The sequence below is a fragment of the Mycobacterium shunyiense genome (assembly GCF_058270075.1).
In genome coordinates this window covers 60374-78833 of the sequence record NZ_JBZDPU010000005.1, presented here as the reverse complement: position 1 = coordinate 78833, position 18460 = coordinate 60374, and the positions used below count along the sequence as shown (strand labels likewise).

19 protein-coding genes are annotated in these 18460 nt (G+C 66.6%); 5 read left to right on the top strand and 14 right to left on the bottom strand.

Annotated elements, in window-relative coordinates; translation table 11 throughout:
* Positions 1–147: 147 nt before the first annotated feature.
* From AC4ELH_RS02890 to AC4ELH_RS02880, 3 genes are all read right to left on the bottom strand, one after another.
* Positions 148–783 carry an SOUL family heme-binding protein gene (locus AC4ELH_RS02890; RefSeq protein WP_448446677.1) on the bottom strand — a complete coding sequence of 212 codons (636 nt, stop codon included), beginning with the start codon at positions 781–783 and terminating at the stop codon, positions 148–150.
* 107 nt (positions 784–890) lie between these two features.
* Positions 891–1829: a sterol desaturase family protein gene (locus tag AC4ELH_RS02885; RefSeq protein WP_498883204.1), complete on the bottom strand. Its 939-nt coding sequence runs from the start codon at positions 1827–1829 to the stop codon at positions 891–893.
* 5 nt (positions 1830–1834) lie between these two features.
* The gene (locus tag AC4ELH_RS02880) at positions 1835–2476 is read right to left on the bottom strand and encodes a TetR/AcrR family transcriptional regulator (protein WP_498883203.1); all 642 of its coding nucleotides are present in this window, start codon (positions 2474–2476) and stop codon (positions 1835–1837) included.
* Between the two features lie 93 nt (positions 2477–2569).
* Here AC4ELH_RS02880 and AC4ELH_RS02875 point away from each other — a divergent pair, with 93 nt between their 5' ends.
* Positions 2570–3097, top strand: a complete 528-nt coding sequence (locus AC4ELH_RS02875; RefSeq protein ID WP_064886534.1) for a hypothetical protein — start codon at positions 2570–2572, stop codon at positions 3095–3097.
* Positions 3098–3472: 375 nt separating this feature from the next.
* Positions 3473–3769 carry a hypothetical protein gene (locus AC4ELH_RS02870; RefSeq protein ID WP_064960559.1) on the top strand — a complete coding sequence of 99 codons (297 nt, stop codon included), beginning with the start codon at positions 3473–3475 and terminating at the stop codon, positions 3767–3769.
* A gap of 76 nt (positions 3770–3845) precedes the next feature.
* Here AC4ELH_RS02870 and whiA read toward each other — a convergent pair whose 3' ends face one another.
* Genes whiA through uvrC form a run of 4 tightly spaced genes read right to left on the bottom strand, consistent with a single transcriptional unit; the run spans position 3846 to position 8977 of the window.
* Complete coding sequence (gene whiA / locus AC4ELH_RS02865; RefSeq protein ID WP_055113667.1) at positions 3846–4823, bottom strand: DNA-binding protein WhiA; 978 nt, start codon at positions 4821–4823, stop codon at positions 3846–3848.
* A complete protein-coding gene (gene yvcK, locus AC4ELH_RS02860) occupies positions 4820–5881 on the bottom strand; it encodes a uridine diphosphate-N-acetylglucosamine-binding protein YvcK (RefSeq protein WP_064877987.1) in 1062 nt (353 codons plus the stop codon). Before yvcK ends, whiA begins: the two co-directional genes overlap by 4 nt.
* Positions 5878–6792 (bottom strand): RNase adapter RapZ, encoded by a 915-nt coding sequence (gene rapZ / locus AC4ELH_RS02855; protein WP_055113665.1) that lies wholly within the window; start codon positions 6790–6792, stop codon positions 5878–5880. Before rapZ ends, yvcK begins: the two co-directional genes overlap by 4 nt.
* 37 nt (positions 6793–6829) lie before the next feature.
* A complete protein-coding gene (gene uvrC, locus AC4ELH_RS02850) occupies positions 6830–8977 on the bottom strand; it encodes an excinuclease ABC subunit UvrC (RefSeq protein WP_498883202.1) in 2148 nt (715 codons plus the stop codon).
* Between the two features lie 50 nt (positions 8978–9027).
* Between uvrC and AC4ELH_RS02845 the strand changes: the two genes are divergently transcribed.
* Positions 9028–10992 carry a gamma-glutamyltransferase family protein gene (locus AC4ELH_RS02845; RefSeq protein ID WP_498883201.1) on the top strand — a complete coding sequence of 655 codons (1965 nt, stop codon included), beginning with the start codon at positions 9028–9030 and terminating at the stop codon, positions 10990–10992.
* A gap of 10 nt (positions 10993–11002) precedes the next feature.
* Here the strand turns inward: AC4ELH_RS02845 and AC4ELH_RS02840 are convergent, their stop codons facing one another.
* The 4 genes from AC4ELH_RS02840 to AC4ELH_RS02825 form a co-directional block, all read right to left on the bottom strand.
* Positions 11003–11479: a PH domain-containing protein gene (locus AC4ELH_RS02840; protein WP_064877991.1), complete on the bottom strand. Its 477-nt coding sequence runs from the start codon at positions 11477–11479 to the stop codon at positions 11003–11005.
* Positions 11480–11486: 7 nt separating this feature from the next.
* A complete protein-coding gene (gene ribH, locus AC4ELH_RS02835) occupies positions 11487–11966 on the bottom strand; it encodes a 6,7-dimethyl-8-ribityllumazine synthase (RefSeq protein WP_055113660.1) in 480 nt (159 codons plus the stop codon).
* Complete coding sequence (locus AC4ELH_RS02830) at positions 11963–13291, bottom strand: bifunctional 3,4-dihydroxy-2-butanone-4-phosphate synthase/GTP cyclohydrolase II (RefSeq protein ID WP_003880816.1); 1329 nt, start codon at positions 13289–13291, stop codon at positions 11963–11965. The genes ribH and AC4ELH_RS02830 overlap by 4 nt, the downstream gene beginning before the upstream one ends.
* A 97-nt stretch (positions 13292–13388) precedes the next feature.
* On the bottom strand, positions 13389–13988 hold the full coding sequence (locus tag AC4ELH_RS02825; protein ID WP_055113658.1) for a riboflavin synthase: 600 nt from the start codon (positions 13986–13988) through the stop codon (positions 13389–13391).
* 73 nt (positions 13989–14061) lie between these two features.
* Between AC4ELH_RS02825 and AC4ELH_RS02820 the strand changes: the two genes are divergently transcribed.
* Both AC4ELH_RS02820 and AC4ELH_RS02815 read left to right on the top strand, forming a co-directional pair.
* Positions 14062–14778 carry an LppX_LprAFG lipoprotein gene (locus AC4ELH_RS02820; protein WP_064960557.1) on the top strand — a complete coding sequence of 239 codons (717 nt, stop codon included), beginning with the start codon at positions 14062–14064 and terminating at the stop codon, positions 14776–14778.
* Positions 14778–16451, top strand: a complete 1674-nt coding sequence (locus AC4ELH_RS02815; RefSeq protein ID WP_498883200.1) for an MFS transporter — start codon at positions 14778–14780, stop codon at positions 16449–16451. Before AC4ELH_RS02820 ends, AC4ELH_RS02815 begins: the two co-directional genes overlap by 1 nt.
* Before the next feature lie 6 nt (positions 16452–16457).
* Here AC4ELH_RS02815 and AC4ELH_RS02810 read toward each other — a convergent pair whose 3' ends face one another.
* From AC4ELH_RS02810 to rpe, 3 genes are all read right to left on the bottom strand, one after another.
* Positions 16458–16613, bottom strand: coding sequence for a hypothetical protein (locus tag AC4ELH_RS02810; protein WP_498883199.1), 156 nt, complete (start codon positions 16611–16613; stop codon positions 16458–16460).
* A 153-nt stretch (positions 16614–16766) separates the two neighbouring features.
* Entirely contained in the window at positions 16767–17768 is a 1002-nt protein-coding gene (ribD, locus tag AC4ELH_RS02805) for a bifunctional diaminohydroxyphosphoribosylaminopyrimidine deaminase/5-amino-6-(5-phosphoribosylamino)uracil reductase RibD (RefSeq protein ID WP_498883198.1), read from the bottom strand.
* The gene (rpe, locus tag AC4ELH_RS02800; RefSeq protein WP_064878001.1) at positions 17765–18442 is read right to left on the bottom strand and encodes a ribulose-phosphate 3-epimerase; all 678 of its coding nucleotides are present in this window, start codon (positions 18440–18442) and stop codon (positions 17765–17767) included. Before rpe ends, ribD begins: the two co-directional genes overlap by 4 nt.
* Between the last annotated feature and the right edge of the window lie 18 nt (positions 18443–18460).

Below are 18460 nucleotides of genomic sequence, written 5' to 3'. Positions count from 1 at the left end.
TGCGGCCGCTGCCTCAATCGGGGGTCGTGAACTGGATTGACGTCCAGTTGGTCGCCACACACTACAACGCCGCAATGACATCAGCGTGGCTCACTTATCACCCCGCTGACCTTTTGCTGAAGGCGCACGCCCAGCGAAGTGGCCGGACTACACATCGACCGGTACGGCGACCTCGTTTCGCCGCAGCGGCGGTAGCGTCCATGGTGGGTCGTAGAACCAGGCCGTCGCCTCGTCCCCGCTGTCGAAGCCGGTGGCCCGCAGCGCCTCCCGAAGTTGCTCCGTGCGCCGAGAGATGGCATCCGCTCGACGATCACCACTGAATCGCAGCACCGCGACGGTCTGAGCGGGCAACTCCACGATCCGGACCCGGTTGTCATCAGGCTCGGGAAGTGTCTGCACCGTCCACGCAGCAGGTAGATAGAACCGGACGTCCCACCCCTGCTCGGCATCGCCGTCTTGCGCCACCGGCGCGGTCATCGCGATCTTCTGCCCACCTCGGGCGGTCTCGCGTTCGGACGCCGAGGCGGCGACCGCTCCGTGGCGGTGGTTCCCGCCGAATATATAGCCGGCCAACCTGCGGAATCCGGTGTGGAGCGCAGCCTCCCTACTGTCAGCGAAGACGGTGGTCTCGGCGGCCAGGCGCGGCAGGTAGTGACGCAGCTCGACCCCATCGATCAGCGGTTCAGCCCGGTAGGACGGTTCCTCGGTGCCCCTCCGGCATCCGATGACCGACCCGGCCAGCGCAACGGTGTCGCCGATCAAGCCGATGAAGCGGTCCAGCATGGCTTGCTCCTTCTTCCCGTGACGCAGCCTGCTGCGGCGTCATCAGGTATTCGGAGCCGCCGCCATCGCGGATGGGCGGCACGCCGATCAGATCTGGTCGCCCGCCCTCAGCTCATCGCGTTCTCGACCGGCACCTTCTGCGCGTAGGCTTCGACAGCCGTTGTGGCATCGGCATTTTCGCTCCATCCGGGAGGACCGAACAGATAGCCGAGGCGGCCGCGCCAGGTTCGGGCCCGCCAGACGTCACCGACCATGGCCACGAACTCGTGGTAGTTCACCTTGATCGGGTTGTGGGTGTCGATGTTCTTGGTGAGGCCGTACCGGACGGGCTCATCTTCAGCAACGAAGGTCCCGAACATCCGGTCCCACAGGATGAAGATGCCCGCGTAGTTCTTGTCGAGGTAAGGGTTGTTGGCGCCGTGATGCACGCGGTGGTGCGACGGGGTGTTGAACACATACTCGATCGCGCGGGGCAACCGGTCGATGCGCTCGGTATGGATTGGGAACTGGTAGAGCAGAACGATCGCCTGCGACAGGAACACCAGCCAGGCCGGGATCCCGATGAGGGCCAACCCCGCATAACCGATCGTGGACAGAAACGACCCGGGAATCAGCCAGGACAGCCGCGTGGCAGTGGACAGGTTGAAGTACTGACTCGAGTGGTGCACGTTGTGGGCAGCCCAGAACATCCGGATGCGGTGGGACATCCGGTGTTGCAGGTAGTAGGCCAGGTCAGCCAGCACGATGGCCAGCACCCAGACCCACCAGTGCGAAGCCGAGAGATGCAGTGGTGTCACGGCAGCGGCGATCGCCACCATCGGTACCGCGATGAACTTGTCCAATGGCCGCAGGTTGAAACCCAACGCGTAGATCGAGAGGTTTGTGCCGGTATCCCGCCAGGAGATGCCAGCTCGGAGCCGGGCGGAATCGCCGTTCTTGCCTGTGTCCTTGTCCCTGTCTTTGTCGAAGTGGTAGCTGAGGAACTCGACCGCCATCAGGACGAAGAATGCGGGCATGGCGTAGAGCCCGATACGCAATGGATCCATCGCGACTACCCCTTGGCTTTCTTGGGCATACCGGCCAACTGCCAGGTCAGCGCTTGGCCGAACAGTTCCTCGGGTACCCTCGTCGGGTCGATGCGCCGCTGCCGGATCAGCCCCTGGAACAGGGCGAGGACCACGACGGTGAATCCGTCCAACGAGACGCCGTCGTCGACGTTGTTGCGCTCGAGCGCCTCGGCGAGGATCTCGCGCAGAGAGGCCAGTGTGCGGGCGGACCGGTCCTGCAAGATCTGCATACCATCGGGATTGCGCACCGCGTGCAACCAGAATTCGGCCTGGATCGACTCGAACTCGATGTCGTTGTCGGCAATCTCGACGAGCACCCGCCCCAGCGCGGCCAGTGGGCCGTCGGCGTTCTCGGAGATGGTCTGCGCCACCTGGTCGAGCCGACCGGAGGCACGTTCGTTCATCAGCTCGGAGAACAGCTGCTCCTTGCTGGAGAAGTTCGAATAAACCGCGCCGACCGAATACCCCGCCGCCGCAGCGATCTCGTCCACCGACGCCGCGGCGTAGCCCTTGCGGGCACACGTCTGGGCGGCGGCGTCCAAAAGCGCCGCCCGGGTCCGGGCCTGGTTCTCTGCCCGCGTCCGCCGCGCCGGCGTCGTCTCATCATCGCTTCGATCGTCGACCATATTTCAGATAGTAGTCGCTATCCGAGATTTAGGATAGTGATCGTTATCCGAAATATTCCTTGGGCCTGTCAGCGGGATCGGAATAATCGGCGGGTGTCCTTCTTTGGGATCCCGGGCTATCAGCCGCAGTGGCTCGTCGGCCGGCACACAATTGCTCGCGCCCACGGACGCCGATTGCACGCACAGATCGGACGCCGCCTCACCCGCAGCTGGCTGGTCTGGGACCGCGTCGCCGATGAGTGGGTCGCCGACTGCCCCGTCCTGCTGGACTTCGAAGGCGAGCAGGTAGAGCTCACCCACCAGAAAGTCGACGATCTGTCCATCACCTGGAACAACATCGACCCCTGTGAGCCGATCGCCTACGGCGAGGATCCGAAGGACATCTCCCTGACGTGGCGAGACGACGCATGTCGGCGGCTTTCAGCCTTTCACGGACAACAGCTCCACACCGTCGAACTTCTGGCGTGGAGCGGCAGCGAAACCGACCTCGCCAACGAGATGGTCGCGGTCAGCTTCGGGTTCGCCCACGACCGGATCACCATCACCAACGGCCTCGACGAGAACGCCATCGAATTCGGCCCACCGAAGCCCGAATACCGTAGCCACCCACTGCACAACTGACCCCACGGAACACGCGCCGGCCAATTGGCCCTGCCGAAACCGGTTTTCCCCCAGTTGATTCCGTGGCCCACAAGCCCCGACTGACGCCGGATTGCTTATGCTGCGCCTGGACTCCCGCAACTACACGTGCCGGACACGCGGCAGGAAAGTTCAGGGCACAGATGGAATCAATTGAGACTGTCCGCGAACGCGTCGCGACCGCAGGACGCGAACTGAGTGGGCAGCGCACTGGAATCCGTTCCCCGAACCTCGTGCGGCCGGGGGCGATACACGAACCGCCGACGTGCTCATGCGGTGCGAACACACGACCACAGAGAGAATTGTATGGGCGGTTCTGTTCGTTTCCGGGACGGTGACTGGTCATGGAGCAGCTCCATGACGTCATTCTTGTTCGACTTTCTTGAGGACACCCTGCCCGAGGGGCCGGCGCGACAAGAAATTCGTGAACTGAATGAACACAATGTCCTGATCCTTGATCTGCGGGATCCATCACACAGCCAGATCGTGGATCTTATTGCCGAACAATTTCTTTCGTGGGTGGCGAGAAACGCCGCGGATCCTCAGGCGCTGAGCAAGGGTTACGGCGAGTTGGTTGACCTCGCCCAGGCGCAACAGGACCACAACCAAGCGCGGGGACCGGGGTCAGGGAGCGGCACCGATCCTGAGGCATGACGATGGCCGAGCCCAATCCGCTGTTCATTACGGACATCAGGCGCGGCGTCCACGTGACGTAGACGCCGGCCGCGGTTCAGGCGTCGTCGAGAAGGTCCGGAGTCACCGCCGATTCGGTGTCGGGCAGCCCTTCCTGCTTCGCCTTGCGATCGGCCATCGACAGCAGGCGCCGGATACGGCCGGCCACAGCATCTTTCGTCATCGGCGGATCGGCGAGCCGGCCCAACTCCTCCAGCGACGCCTGCCGGTGCTCCACACGCAGCTTGCCCGCCGCGGCCAGGTGATCGGGCACCCCGTCACCGAGGATGTCCAACGCACGCTCCACCCGGGCGGCCGCGGCCACCGCGGCACGCGCCGACCGGCGCAGGTTCGCGTCGTCGAAATTGGCCAGGCGATTGGCAGTGGCGCGGACCTCGCGGCGCATGCGCCGTTCCTCCCACGTCAGCCGCGTGTCCTGGGCCCCCATCCGGGTCAGCAACGCCCCGATCGCCTCGCCGTCACGGACCACCACCCGGTCAGCACCCCGCACCTCGCGGGCCTTGGCACTGACCCCGAGCCGCCGCGCGGCACCGACGAGGGCCAGGGCCGCCTCCGGGCCGGGGCAACTGACCTCGAGCGCCGACGAGCGGCCAGGCTCGGTCAACGATCCGTGAGCGAGGAACGCCCCGCGCCACGCGGCCTCGGCGTCACCGACGCTGCCGCCGACCACCTGCGCGGGCAGGCCACGTACCGGGCGTCCACGAAGGTCGAGTAATCCGGTCTGCCGCGCCAACGCCTCGCCGTCGGCGGCCACCCGCACCACATAGCGGGTGTTCTTGCGGATACCGCTGGCCGACAGGACGTGGACCACCGCGTTATACCCGTAAAGGTCGTAGATGTCCTTGCGCAGGCGTCGCGCGATGATCCCGAGATCGACCTCGGCTTCCACCACCACCCGGCCGGCCACGATGTGCAGGCCACCGGCAAAACGCAACAACGACGCCACCTCCGCGCGGCGAGCGCTCACCGAGTTGACTACCAGGCGGCTCAGCTCGTCCTTCACTTCGGCTGTCATCGCCACGGATCGTCCCCTCTCGGTGTATTCGGCGCCGGCTCCTGGTGCGCCACGTCGACCGACCTCGCAGCGGGCGTCGGAACGGTGGACTCCTGCACAGCCCGGCCCGGCCCCGTCGCACGCAACCGGACCCCCTCCAGCACCGCGGCCAACTTCGCCGGGTCATGTAAAGGTGTACCAGGTCGGGACACGTCAGCAAACTCAACGCGGGCATTGAGGATGTTGGCTGTGCGGCTGAGTTGCTCCCGTTCACGGTCGCTCGGCACTCGGCTGGCATCGACGATGATGTCATGCACGCTGAAGTCCGGAGCATGCTGGGCCAGAACGTGGATGTGACGCTCGGCCGAGAACCCTGCCGTTTCGCCCGGCTCTGCAGCCAGATTCAACACGAGCGCTCGCCGCGCCGTCGTCGCCCGCAATGCCGCCGCCAACTGCGGCACCAAGACGTGCGGGATCACACTGGTGAACCACGAGCCCGGCCCGAGCACCACGAGGTCGGCACTCATGATGGCCTCCACCGCCTGCCGGGTGGCCGGCGGATCGCCTGGCAGCAACCGCACCCGGCGCACCTTGCCCACCGTGGTGGCGATCGCCACCTGGCCGCGGATCACCCGGCTCATCCGAGGGTCGGACTCCAGACCCGCCACGTCGGCCTCGATCTGCAGGGCGATGGGGCACATCGGCAGCACCCGGCCCTTCACCCCCAGAATGCGTCCGAGCTCGTCGAGTGCCGCGACCGGATCGGCCAGCACCTCACTGAGGCCCGCCAATATCAGGTTGCCGATCGGATGCCCGGCCAGTGCGCCGCTGCCACCGAACCGGTGCTGAATGATCGTCGCCCACAATCGGCCGTGCGGACTGTCAGAAGCCAAGGCCGCCAACGCCATTCGCAAGTCGCCGGGTGGCACTACGTCAAGTTCGCTGCGGAGCCGTCCCGATGAACCGCCGTCGTCGGCAACCGTCACCACGGCCGTCACATGTGGGCTGAGCCGCCGGGCCGCCGACAAGGTGGCGTACAACCCGTGCCCTCCACCGAGGGCCACGATCCGCGGCGTCATTCGCGACCCAGATCCCGATGCAGCACATGAACGGTGAGCCCGTCACCGCCCTGCAACCGCTCCGCCAGCGCCTCGGCGATCGCCACGCTTCGGTGCTTGCCGCCGGTACACCCGATGGCGACGGTCATATAACGCTTCCCCTCCCGGCGGTAACCGGCGATCACCACGTCCAACAGACGATGGTAGGTGTCGAGAAATTCCCTGGCGCCTGGTTGTCCCAGTACGTAATCACGCACATCCGGATGCTGGCCGGTGTGCGGCCGCAACTCGTCCACCCAGTGCGGGTTCGGCAGAAACCGCACATCCATCACCGTGTCCGCATCCATCGGCAGGCCGTACTTGTAACCGAAGGACTCCACAGTGACATTCGTGTAGGCGACGGTCTCACCGCCGAACGCACGCTCGATGCTCTCACGTAACGCCGGCACCGGGAGGGCAGATGTGTCGATCACCAGGTCAGCCGCCGCGCGCACGGGCGCCAGCAACGCCCGCTCGGCAGCGATCCCCTCGGCCAGGGTCTGCGTGCCCTGCAGCGGGTGACTGCGGCGGTTCTGCTCGTAGCGGCGCACCAGAATGTCGTCGGACGCCTCCAGAAACAGCACCCTCGGGGTGATGCTCCGTGCGGCCAATTCATTGCGCACCCAATCCAGATCACCGGTGAAGCCCCGTGACCGCACATCCATCACCACGGCCAACTGGGTGATCCGCGATCCGGCGGCCAACCCCAACTCGACCATGCGGGCGATCAGCTCCGGTGGCAGGTTGTCGGCGACGTACCAGCCGAGGTCCTCCAACACCTTGGCCGCAGTACCGCGGCCGGCTCCCGACAGGCCGGTGACCAGGACCACGTCGATCCCCGAATCTGCGTCCGCACCACCGATGATGCCGCCCTCGCGCAGATGTTCGTTCATGCGCGATCCGCCTGGCTAGTCATGTCCCCGTTACCCGTCATCCCGACACCCTGCGTCGATCATCCTCGATAACCGTTGCGGGCGCCCCTGAATCGCCCAGTCCGGCGCTGTTCTCACTTCGCGGGCCACCGCATTCGACCGATGACGGCTCACCGCTTTCGGGCGATGGCGGCCTGCCGCTGTCTTCATTTTGCGGCCCGCCGCCGTCGTCACTTGGCGGCCCGCCGCCGTCGTCACTTGGCGGCCCGCCGCCGAGCGCAGCCAGGACGGCCTGCGCCGTCGCCACCCCGATCCCCGGCACCGCGGTGATCTCCTCGACCGTGGCCTCCTTGAGCCGGGCCACGGAGCCGAAGTGTGTCACCAACGCCTTGCGACGCTGTTCGCCCAGGCCACGCACCGAGTCGAGCGCCGAGGCGGTCATCCGCTTCGACCGTTTGCTGCGGTGGTAGCTGATCGCGAACCGGTGTGCCTCATCACGCACGCGTTGCAACAGATAAAGCCCCTCGCTGTTCCGCGGGAAGATCAGTGGATCAGGCTCAGCCGGCACCCACACTTCCTCCAACCGCTTGGCCAACCCGATCACCGCGACGTCGGTGACCCCCAGTTCGTCGAGGACCGCGGCCGCCGCGTTGACCTGAGGGGCACCGCCGTCCACCACGAACAGATTGGGTGGATAGGCGAACCGGCGGGGACGCTGATCGGCACCTACCTCCGGCTGCGTATCGCTCACGTGCCGCAGGAAACGACGTCGCGTCACCTCGGCGATCGAGGCGACATCGTCCGAGCGGCCGTCGCCGGCAGCCTCACGGATCGCGTAGTGCCGGTAGTCCGACTTGCGCGGCAGGCCATCCTCGAATACCACCAGCGAGGCGACCACGTCCGTGCCCTGTACATGGCTGATATCCACACATTCGATCCGCAGCGGCGCATCGGCCAGCCCGAGGGAATCCTGAATGCTCTGCAGCGCTTCCGATCTCGCGTTGAAGTCGCCGGCGCGCTTGAGCTTGTGCTGGGCCAGTGCCTCACGTGCGTTGCGTTGGACAGTCTCGGCCAGGGTGCGCTTGTCGCCACGCACCGGCACCCGCAGGCTCACCCGCGAACCACGAAGCCCCGACAACCATGCCGCCAGTTCGTCGGCATTCGGCGGCAGCACCGGCACCAGAACCTCACGCGGCACCGGGTTGGTGGCCTCGTCGGCCGCACCGCCCAGTTCGGCCTGCTCGCCGTAGAACTGGGTGAGGAACTGCTCAACCAGATGCTCCTGCCCGGATTGCTCTGGGGCCGAATCACGGGTCGCCTCCGGCTCCGAAGACTTCTCGACGATCCATCCCCGCTGGCCACGCACCCGGCCCCCACGTACGTGGAACACCTGCACGGCCGCCTCAAGATCGTCATCGGCGAACGCCACCACGTCGGCATCGGTGCCGTCGCCGAGCACCACGGCCTGCTTCTCCAATGCACGTTTGAGCGCCGCGATGTCGTCGCGCAGCCTGGCTGCCCGCTCGAAATCCAAATCCTCGGCAGCGGCCATCATCTGCTGTTCCATGTCACGGGCCAGCCGATCGGTCTTGCCTGCCAGGAAGTCGCAGAAATCCAGCACGATCCGTCGGTGCTCCTCGGCGCTGACCCGACCGACGCACGGCGCCGAGCACTTGTCGATGTAGCCGAGCAGACATGGACGGTCGATCTGCCTGTGCCGCTTGAACACTCCCGCCGAGCAGGTCCTGGCCGGAAAAACGCGGGTCAGCAGATCGAGTGTCTCGCGGATGGCCCAGGCATGCGAATACGGGCCGAAGTACCGCACCCCCTTGCGCCGTGGCCCGCGGTACACCATCAGTCGCGGGTACTCCTCGTTGAGCGTCACCGCCAGCACCGGGTACGTCTTGTCGTCGCGGTAGCGGATGTTGAAGCGTGGATCGAACTCCTTGATCCAGTTGTACTCCAACTGCAGTGCCTCGACCTCGGTGGTGACCACCGTCCACTCGACGCTGCCCGCCGTCATCACCATCTGCCGGGTGCGCGGCGCAAGGCTCGCCACATCGGCGAAATAGGACGTCAGGCGGCTACGCAGGCTCTTGGCCTTACCGACATAGATGACCCGACCATGCGGGTCCCGGAACCGGTACACGCCAGGCTCCACGGGGATCGATCCGGGCGCCGGCCGGTACGTCGCTGGATCGGGCACGGTTTCCAGGTTACTGCCGCGATCCGACCGAACTCCGCTACCGTCGAACTGTGCGGTTGCTGGCGTCCACCCGTTCGGTCATCGCGCTGCTCAGTGTCGTCGCTGTGATCCTTGCCGGATGCTCGGACGGCATTCGGCGCCCCGCGAGGACCGATGCCGGACCGTGCCAAATCCTGTCCAACGGCACCCCGGAGCCCAAACCGCCGGCACCGCCGACACCAGCCAAACCGTCGGCACCGCCGGCACCGGACCTGGCGACCAACCCCGAGATCGGTACCGGGTACCGCAGCGACATGACGGCCGTCCACACCTCCACCTACGCGGTGGCCACCGCCAATCCCCTGGCCACCGAAGCCGCCTGCAAGGTGCTACGCGACGGAGGCACCGCGGCGGACGCCCTGGTGACCGCGCAGGCCGTGCTCGGCCTGGTCGAACCGCAGTCCTCCGGGATCGGCGGCGGCGGCTTCCTGCTGTACTACGACGCCGTGGGCAACGCAGTGCACGCCTACGACGGGCGTGAGACCGCGCCGGCAGCAGCGAGCGAGAACTACCTGCGCTGGGTGTCGGAGACCGACCGGGCAGTCCCCAAACCCGACGCAAGGGCGTCGGGCCGCTCCATCGGGGTACCCGGCATCGTGCGACTGCTCGACGACGTCCACCGCCAGTTCGGCAAGAAGGCCTGGCGCGATCTCTTCGACCCGGCTGTGTCGATGGCCGATCGGGGGTTCGACGTCAGCCCGCGCCTGGCGGCCGCCATCGACAATGCCGATGCACAACTTCGGCTGGACCCCGCCGCCGCCGGCTACTTCCTCAACCCTGACGGCAGCCCCAAACCCGTTGGCACCCGCATGACCAACCCGGCCTACGCGAAAACCTTGGGCGCCATTGCATCCGAGGGGGCCAAGGCCTTCTATGCCGGCGACATCGCCCGTGCTGTCGTGGCCTCCGCCACCGACACCAGCGGGGGGCGCACGCCCAGCGTCATGACCGAGCAGGATCTCGCCGGATACACGGTCAAACAGCGTGATCCGGTGTGCACCACCTACCGTGGCCGCGAGGTCTGCGGAATGCCGCCCCCATCGTCGGGCGGTATCGCGGTAGCGGCCACCCTCGGCATGCTCGAGCACTTCCCGATGAGCGATTACAAGCCGGACCGCGTCGACCTCAACGGCGGTCATCCGTCGGTGACCGGGGTACACCTGATCTCCGAGGCCGAGCGTCTGGCCTACGCCGATCGTGATCGCTACGTCGCCGACACCGATTTTGTCCCGCTGCCCGGTGGATCACCCGAAACCCTGCTCGACGGCGCCTACCTCACCGGCCGGGCCGCACTGATCTCCCGAGGCCACACAATGGGCGTAGCCACACCCGGGGACTTCGCCCCACCGATGACCATCCCGCCCGCCCCGGAACACGGCACCAGCCAGATCAGCGTGATCGACCGCTTCGGCAATGCGGCTTCGCTGACCACCACCATCGAGTCGGCGTTCGGGTCATTCCACATGGTCGACGGCTTCCTGCTCAACAACCAGCTCACCGACTTCTCGGCCGAGCCGACCAGTGTCGAAGGGACGCCGATACCCAATCGCGTCCAGCCCGGCAAGCGCCCGCGCAGCACCATGGCCCCCACCCTGGTATTCGACAAGGCCGGCCCCCAACGAGGTCCGCTGTATGCGGTCCTGGGCTCCCCCGGCGGTTCGGTGATCATTCAGTTCGTGGTGAAAACCCTTGTCGGCATCATGGATTGGAACCTGGATCCGCAGCAGGCGGTATCGATGATCGATTTCGGCGCGGCCAACACGCCGGTCACCAACGTCGGAGGTGAGCATCCGTTGGTCGACACCGTCGCCAACGGCGACCGCGATCAGCTGGTCGAGGGCCTGCGCGCTCTAGGGCATCAGGTTTCCCTGGCCGATCAGTCAAGTGGGCTCTCAGCCCTGGTACGCACGTCGCCGGGCTGGATCGGCGGGGCCGACCCCCGCCGCGAAGGTCTGGTGCTCGGCGATGCCGGCTGACCGCTCGGTGTCAGCCCAGATCTGAGCGATACCGGTCGAGCAGAGCCCGGACCTCGTCCATGGCCGCGACGGCACGTCCCTTGTCGATCGCCTGGATCGCCATCACCGCGATGTACTCATCGTCGGGCAGGTCCAGTCGGGCCCACCGAGCCCCGACCGGGAAGGTGATGCCGAGTACCTCAGACCACGGAAACACCTTGAAGCTGACGAGATTCCGCACAGCCACGCCCGCCGGCCCGACCTTCAACCGAGGCCGGGCGAACATCAGCACCACTCCGCCGATGATCGCGCCGAGCAAGGCGATCGCGATCTGGTCCGAGGTCTGGAAGACCACGCCGGTGGAGCCCACCTTCAGCAGCACACCGACCGCCACGTGCGCCAGGAAGATGATCAGAGCCGCACCGTAGGCGAAATATGGTGTCCGGTAAGGCCGGATATCAAGATCCCAGCGGTCTCCGGCCTTCTTCTCAGTCTTCTTGTCAGTCATCTGTCGGTCATGCCTTGGCGCGCAGCTCGCGCAACGTCAGCGCGGTGGACAGGGCTGCTGCCGCCGCCTGAGCGCCCTTGTCCTCGGTGGAATCCGGCAGCCCGGCACGGTCGAGGGCCTGCGCCTCGTTGTCGGTCGTCAACACGCCGTTGGCGACCGGGGTGGACGCATCGAGTGACACCCGCGTCAAGCCCTGCGTCACCGCATCGCACACGTAATCGAAATGCGGGGTCTGGCCACGGATCACGACACCGAGCGCCACCACGGCGTCATGGGTGGCGGCCAATGCTTGTGCCACCACGGGGATTTCGATGGCCCCGAGTACGCGGACCACCGTCGGCTCGGCGATACCGGCGTCGGCGGCGACCTTGCGCGCGCCGTCGAGCAGTGCATCGCAGATCTGTGTGTGCCAGGTGCTGGCTACGATCGCCAGCTTCACGTTCGAAGCGTCCACCTGGGGCAGATCAGGGACTCCGTGGGCGCTCACAGGCTCGAACCCGAATCGGTCGCGCTGGGCGGCCGGCGGTCACCGAGTAGGTACACCGCCTCGTCGTAGTCGTCCATGCTCACCGCTTCGTCGTAGTCTTCGAGGCCGACGAGGTCGTGGCCCATCCGGTCCCGCTTGGTCATCAGGTAGCGGATGTTCTCCGAGTTGGCCCGCACCGGCAGCGGCACGCGCTCGATGATGTGGAGCCCGTAGCCGTCGAGTCCGACGCGCTTGGCCGGGTTGTTGGTGAGCAGTCGCATCGACCGGATTCCCAGGTCGACCAGGATCTGCGCACCGATGCCGTAGTCACGGGCGTCGGCAGGCAGGCCGAGCTTCAGGTTCGCGTCGACGGTGTCCTCACCGGCGTCCTGCAGCTGATAGGCCTGCAGCTTGTGCATCAGACCGATGCCCCGGCCCTCGTGGCCGCGCATGTAGAGCACGACGCCGCGGCCTTCCCGCGCCACCATCGCCATCGCGGCGTCGAGCTGCGGACCGCAGTCACAGCGCCGGGAGCCGAACACGTCACCGGTCAGGCATTCGGAGTGCACCCGGACCAGGACGTCGTGGCCGTCGCTTGCCGGTCCGGAAATATCGCCGCGGACCAGCGCGACATGCTCGACGTCCTCGTAGATGCTCTTGTAGCCGACCGCCACGAACTCGCCGTGCCGGGTGGGGATCCGCGCCTCGGCGATGCGCTCGATGTGCTTCTCGTGCTTGCGCCGCCACTCGATCAGGTCGGCGATCGAGATCAGTGCCAGGTCGTGATCGTCGGCGAAGACCCGCAGCTCATCGGTGCGCGCCATATCGCCTTCGTCCTTCTGGCTGACGATCTCGCAGATCGCGCCGGCGGGCTGCAGCCCGGCCAGACGGGCCAGGTCCACGGCAGCCTCGGTGTGCCCGGGGCGGCGCAGCACTCCACCGTCCTTGGCCCGCAGTGGAACCACATGACCGGGCTTGGTGAAGTCGTCGATCACCGAACCCGGATCGGCGAGGGCACGCATGGTGGTGGCCCGGTCCGACGCCGAGATGCCGGTTCCCACATCCTTTTTCGCGTCAACGGTGACGGTGTAGGCGGTGCCGTGCTTGTCCTGGTTGACCGCGTACATCGGCAGCAGCCCCAGCCGGTCGCAGATTTCGCCGTCCAACGGCACACACAGGTAACCGGAGGTGTAGCGGACCATGAACGCAACGAGTTCGGGGGTGGCCTTCTCGGCAGCGAAGATGAGGTCGCCTTCGTTCTCGCGGTCCTCGTCGTCGATCACCACCACGGCTTTGCCCGCCGCGATATCGGCTATCGCCCTCTCGACGGAATCGAGCCTGGTCATCTGCGCCACCTTGCCTGTTCGAATGCCAGGTCCCCAAAGCGGGACCATATGCCGACTCCAGTATGAACCACCGAAATCCAGCGGTTATTGCCAGCTCTTACTCACCGGGACCGGCCATCAGCCGTTCCACGTACTTCGCGATGATGTCGACCTCGAGATTGACCGTCGTCCCCACGGCCGCCTGCCCCAGCGTGGTGAGCTCACGCGTGGTGGGAATCAGCGACACTTCGAACCAGTCGTCACCGACCGCGGACACCGTCAGCGAGACGCCGTCGACGGTGATCGAACCCTTCTCGACCACGTAGCGCGACAGCGTGACCGGAAGGCCGATGCGCACCACTTCCCAGTGGTCGAAGGGCGTGCGGGAAATCACAGTGCCGGTGCCGTCCACGTGGCCCTGCACGATGTGACCACCGAGGCGACTGTTGACCGCGGCAGCCCGCTCCAGGTTCACCTGGCTGCCGACGCCGACCCCGCCCAGACTCGACCGGTTCAGCGTCTCCCCCATGACGTCGGCGGTGAATGCTCCGTCGGGCAGCACGTCGACCACGGTCAGGCAGACCCCGTTCACCGCGATCGAATCGCCGTGGCCGGCGTCGGCGGTGACCACAGGGCCGCGGATGGTGAACCGGGCGGCATCCGTCAGCTCCGCCTTGTCGACCAGGACACCCAGCTCTTCAACGATTCCGGTGAACACGGCGACCAGAGTATTCGCCTCAACCCGGAGTTGGAGAAAACGCCCGACCGTCGGAAGCCTCTACGATGCAGTAATGCAGACGCGCCCACGCTTCGCAGTCCAGTCCTTACTCGCAATCCTCTTCGCCGCGACCGCGCTGGTCGCGGGTTGTTCGTCATCGTCCTCGGAGAAGTCGAGCGCCCCGCTGCCCGACGCCGGCCAACTCCTTCAGGAGTCGGCGGCCTCGACCAAGGCTCAGCAGAGCGTCCATCTCCTCCTCACCGTGCAAGGCACCATCGAGGGTCTTCCCGTCGAGAAGCTCGACGGTGACCTGACCAATGCCCCCGAGGTGGCCGCCGAGGGCACCGCCGATCTCATCTTCATGGGTCAGAAACTGGCTGACGCAAAGTTCGTCGTCTCCGGTGGCGACCTGTATGCCGCGCTGACCCCCGGTGACCCACTGTCCAATTACGGGCCGGCCGAAAAGATCTACGACATCTCGGCCATCTTGAACCCCGACACCGGATTGGCCAACGTGCTGGCGAACTTCAGCGACGCCAAGGCCGACGGCCGCGAGTCGATCAACGGCACCGAGGGCGTCCGGGTGACCGGCAACGTGAGCGCCGATGCGGTCAACAAGATCGCCCCCCAGCTCAAGGCCACCGGCCCGGTCCCGGGAACCGCCTGGATCACCGAGGACGGGGACCACACCCTTCTGCAGGCCAAGCTTGAGCCCACCCCCGGAAACAGCGTCACCATGACCCTGACTGACTGGGGTAAGCAGGTCACCGTCGCCAAGCCCGCGTCCTGATGCGGGCCGCGCAGGCGGTGAGCGCCGGCCGCAGCCGCCACATCGCGATCAGCGCGGGCAGCCTCGCCGTGCTGCTCGGCGCCCTCGACACCTATGTCGTGGTCACGATCATGACCGACATCATGTCCGACGTCGGGATCGCGATAAACAAGATCCAGCAGGTCACGCCGATCATCACCGGCTATCTGCTGGGCTATATCGCTGCCATGCCGCTGCTGGGCCGGGCCTCGGACCGGTTCGGCCGCAAGATGCTGATCCAGGTCGGTCTGGCCGGTTTCGCGGTCGGTTCGGTGATCACCGCACTGTCCGGCGACCTGACCACCCTGGTCATCGGCCGCGTGGTGCAGGGCACCGCGAGCGGTGCGTTGTTGCCGGTGACGCTGGCGCTGGCCGCTGATCTGTGGGCGGCGCGCAGTCGCGCTGCCGTGCTGGGCGGCGTCGGTGCCGCACAGGAGTTCGGCAGCGTCTTGGGCCCGCTGTACGGCATCGGCGCCGTCGCGCTGTTCCATCACTGGCAGGCCGTGTTCTGGATCAACGTGCCGCTGGCCATCATCGCGATGGCGATGATCCACTTCAGCCTGCCGGGCAAGGAGCCCAGCGACCACCGCGAAAAGGTTGATGTCGTCGGCGGCCTCCTGCTGGCCATTGCCTTGGGCCTGGCTGTCGTGGGTCTGTACAACCCGGAGCCGGACGGCAAGCACGTGCTGCCCGAGTGGGGCCCACCGCTGCTGATCGGCGCGTTGGTGGCGGCTGTCGCGTTCTTCGTCTGGGAGAAGTTGGCCCGCACGCGGCTGATCGAACCCGCCGGGGTGAAGTTCCGGCCGTTCCTGGCCGCGCTTGCCGCCTCCTTGTGCACCGGTGCCGCCCTGATGGTCACGCTGGTCAACGTCGAACTGTTCGGCCAGGGCGTGCTCGGCAAGGACAAGTACGACGCCGCCTTCCTGCTGCTGCGATTCCTGATCGCCCTGCCGATCGGCGCGCTGATCGGTGGCTGGATCGCCACCCGGGTCGGGGATCGCATCGTCAGCTTCGTCGGCCTGATGATCGCGGCCGGCGGCTTCTGGCTGATCACCCACTGGTCGATCGACGTGCTCGACAGGACCCACGACCTTGTCCTGTTCCAGTTGCCCGTGCTCGACACCGATCTGGCGATCGTGGGTCTGGGCCTCGGGTTGGTGATCGCCCCGCTGACGTCGGCCACGCTACGGGTGGTACCCGCCGCGCAGCACGGCATCGCCTCGGCATTCGTCGTGGTGGCCCGGATGATCGGCATGCTGATCGGCATGGCGGCACTGTCCGCCTGGGGTCTGTTCCGCTTCAATCAGCACCTGGCCAGCCTGGCGGCTGCGGCGAACACCAGCCAGATGTCGCTGCAGGAGCGGCTGGCTTCACAGGCCGTCCGCTATCGCGAGGCGTATGTGTCGATGTACGGCGACATCTTCGGTATCACCGCGATCGTCTGTGTGGTGGGTGCGGTGCTCGGCCTGCTGATCGCCGCGCGCAACGTCCACGTCGACGAGTTGGCGGGACCTCCCGAGAGTGGCGACACCGGTGCGGACGATGACACGTCAACCGGGCAGCTGTTCCTGCCGACGGAGGCCCTGCCGGTCCAGACCGCCGACCAAGAGGATCAGCGCACCGACCAGCCGCCAGGGCGCCACCGATCCAGCTGATCGGTTTCAGCAGCGCTCCACCCCGGGACGCAGCAAACGTGGTGCCCGGTCGGCCTCCTCCGGCCGGCTGGGCAGCACGAGGCGTAGCGGGACACTCACCAGCGCGCGGAGCGTGCGGGGGGCCCATGATGTGCTGGGGAGCCAATCCTGCAGGGCAGTCATATGTGCGTCCTTTGCTCGTGTACACCCGGTGCACATTCGGCAGCGAACGCGCTTTGGTACGAGTGTACCGATCATGACCGACAATGCTCGTCATTTCAGGACCGTAACTTAGGTCACCCTAACCTAGGCTGGCTAATGGCTGCGCGCCTTCTGTCAGTTGGGCACGAGGCTCAGGCGAACATCCGGACCGATGGCAGTGATGCCATCGAACCGCCAGCGCTGCGCGTGCACCATGCTCAGCACCCCGATGTCGTCGACCGCGGTGATCGGCCCGCCCAGCAGAATCGGTGCGACGTAAGCCACGATCCGGTTGACCACCCCGGCCCGCAGGAAGGCCCCGGCCAGGGTCGGCCCGCCTTCCAGAAAGACGTCGGTCCGGTCGCCGAGCGACCGCATCACTTCGTGCGGATCATGCGTCCGGATCAGCATCGTATGCGAATCGTCGTTGAGCACCTTGGCGTCCAACGACACCTCCCGCATCCCCACCACCACCCGCAGCGGTTGGTGATCGGTGAGCGTGCCGTCGGCCCGACGTGCAGTCAGCGTCGGATCGTCGACGAACACCGTCCCGGTACCGACCACGATGGCATCCGCCGCCGCCCGCTTGCGATGAACGTCCGCGCGGGCGGCCTCACTGGTGATCCACTGGCTGGAACCGTCGGCAGCGGCGCTACGACCGTCCACGCTGGTGGCGAATTTCCATGTGACATGGGGTGATCCAGTGCGCTGCTTGTGCAGCCACTCACGCAACGGCCCCTTCTCGACCTCGTCGGCCAGGAGCCCGGCGCTGACGGTGACGCCGGCATCGGCGAGGCGTTGCGCCCCGCCCGCCGCGGCGGGATTGGGGTCGGACACCGCGTATGTGACATTCGAAACCCCTGATGCCAGAAGCGCATCTACACACGGTGGGGTTCGGCCATGGTGGTTGCACGGCTCCAGGGTGACGACTGCGGTGCCGCCCTTGGCCCGGTCACCGGCCGCCTGCAGTGCCACCACCTCGGCGTGCGGGCCGCCGACCGGTTGCGTTCCCCCGACCCCGGCGATCTGCCCGTCACGGTCCAGGATCACCGCGCCGACGGGCGGATTGGGATAGGTCGAGCCCTTGACCTGTTCGGCTTGCTCGATGGCCAGCCGCATCACGGACTCGAGCGTCATAGCGTCAGATGTCTCGAGGCGCTCGCTGCCTGCTGGCGCAGGGAACTCACCGCGGCGGCCGGATCGGCCGCGCTGTACACCGCGGAGCCGGCGACAAAGCAGTCCACACCGGCCTCGGCCGCCTGCTCGATGGTGTCGGCGTTGATGCCGCCGTCGATCTCCACGACGATGGTCAGCTCGCCGGAGTCGACGAGGCGGCGCACCGTGCTCACCTTGGTGAGCACCTCCGGGATGAACTTCTGCCCACCGAACCCGGGCTCCACCGACATCACCAGGAGGGTGTCGAATTCCTTGAGGATCTCCAGGTACGGCTCCAGCGGGGTGCCGGGTTTCACCGAAAGGCCGGCCTTGGCGCCGGCGGCGCGGATATCGCGGGCCACGCCGATCGGATTGTCGGTCGCCTCGGCGTGAAAGGTGACGTTGTAGGCACCCGCCTCGGCGTACGGCGGCGCCCAGCGCTCCGGCCGATCGATCATCAGGTGGCAGTCCATCGGGATGTCGGTCACCTTGAGCAACGACTCCACGACGGGCATGCCCAGCGTCAGGTTGGGCACGAAGTGGTTGTCCATGACATCGACATGCAACCAGTCCGCCCCGGCCACCGCAGCGACCTCATCGGCCAGCCGCGCGAAGTCAGCGGACAGGATGGACGGGGCGATCAGGGGTTCTGCCATGGCGGTCAGCCTATCTTG

Coding starts and splice junctions, on each gene's coding strand:
- AC4ELH_RS02890 (WP_448446677.1), bottom strand. CDS start 783: ATGCTGGACCGCTTCATCGGCTTGATCGGCGACACCGTTGCGCTGGCC.
- AC4ELH_RS02885 (WP_498883204.1), bottom strand. CDS start 1,829: ATGGATCCATTGCGTATCGGGCTCTACGCCATGCCCGCATTCTTCGTC.
- AC4ELH_RS02880 (WP_498883203.1), bottom strand. CDS start 2,476: ATGGTCGACGATCGAAGCGATGATGAGACGACGCCGGCGCGGCGGACG.
- AC4ELH_RS02870 (WP_064960559.1), top strand. CDS start 3,473: ATGACGTCATTCTTGTTCGACTTTCTTGAGGACACCCTGCCCGAGGGG.
- whiA (WP_055113667.1), bottom strand. CDS start 4,823: ATGACAGCCGAAGTGAAGGACGAGCTGAGCCGCCTGGTAGTCAACTCG.
- yvcK (WP_064877987.1), bottom strand. CDS start 5,881: ATGACGCCGCGGATCGTGGCCCTCGGTGGAGGGCACGGGTTGTACGCC.
- rapZ (WP_055113665.1), bottom strand. CDS start 6,792: ATGAACGAACATCTGCGCGAGGGCGGCATCATCGGTGGTGCGGACGCA.
- AC4ELH_RS02840 (WP_064877991.1), bottom strand. CDS start 11,479: ATGACTGACAAGAAGACTGAGAAGAAGGCCGGAGACCGCTGGGATCTT.
- AC4ELH_RS02830 (WP_003880816.1), bottom strand. CDS start 13,291: ATGACCAGGCTCGATTCCGTCGAGAGGGCGATAGCCGATATCGCGGCG.
- AC4ELH_RS02820 (WP_064960557.1), top strand. CDS start 14,062: ATGCAGACGCGCCCACGCTTCGCAGTCCAGTCCTTACTCGCAATCCTC.
- AC4ELH_RS02815 (WP_498883200.1), top strand. CDS start 14,778: ATGCGGGCCGCGCAGGCGGTGAGCGCCGGCCGCAGCCGCCACATCGCG.
- AC4ELH_RS02810 (WP_498883199.1), bottom strand. CDS start 16,613: ATGACTGCCCTGCAGGATTGGCTCCCCAGCACATCATGGGCCCCCCGC.
- ribD (WP_498883198.1), bottom strand. CDS start 17,768: ATGACGCTCGAGTCCGTGATGCGGCTGGCCATCGAGCAAGCCGAACAG.
- rpe (WP_064878001.1), bottom strand. CDS start 18,442: ATGGCAGAACCCCTGATCGCCCCGTCCATCCTGTCCGCTGACTTCGCG.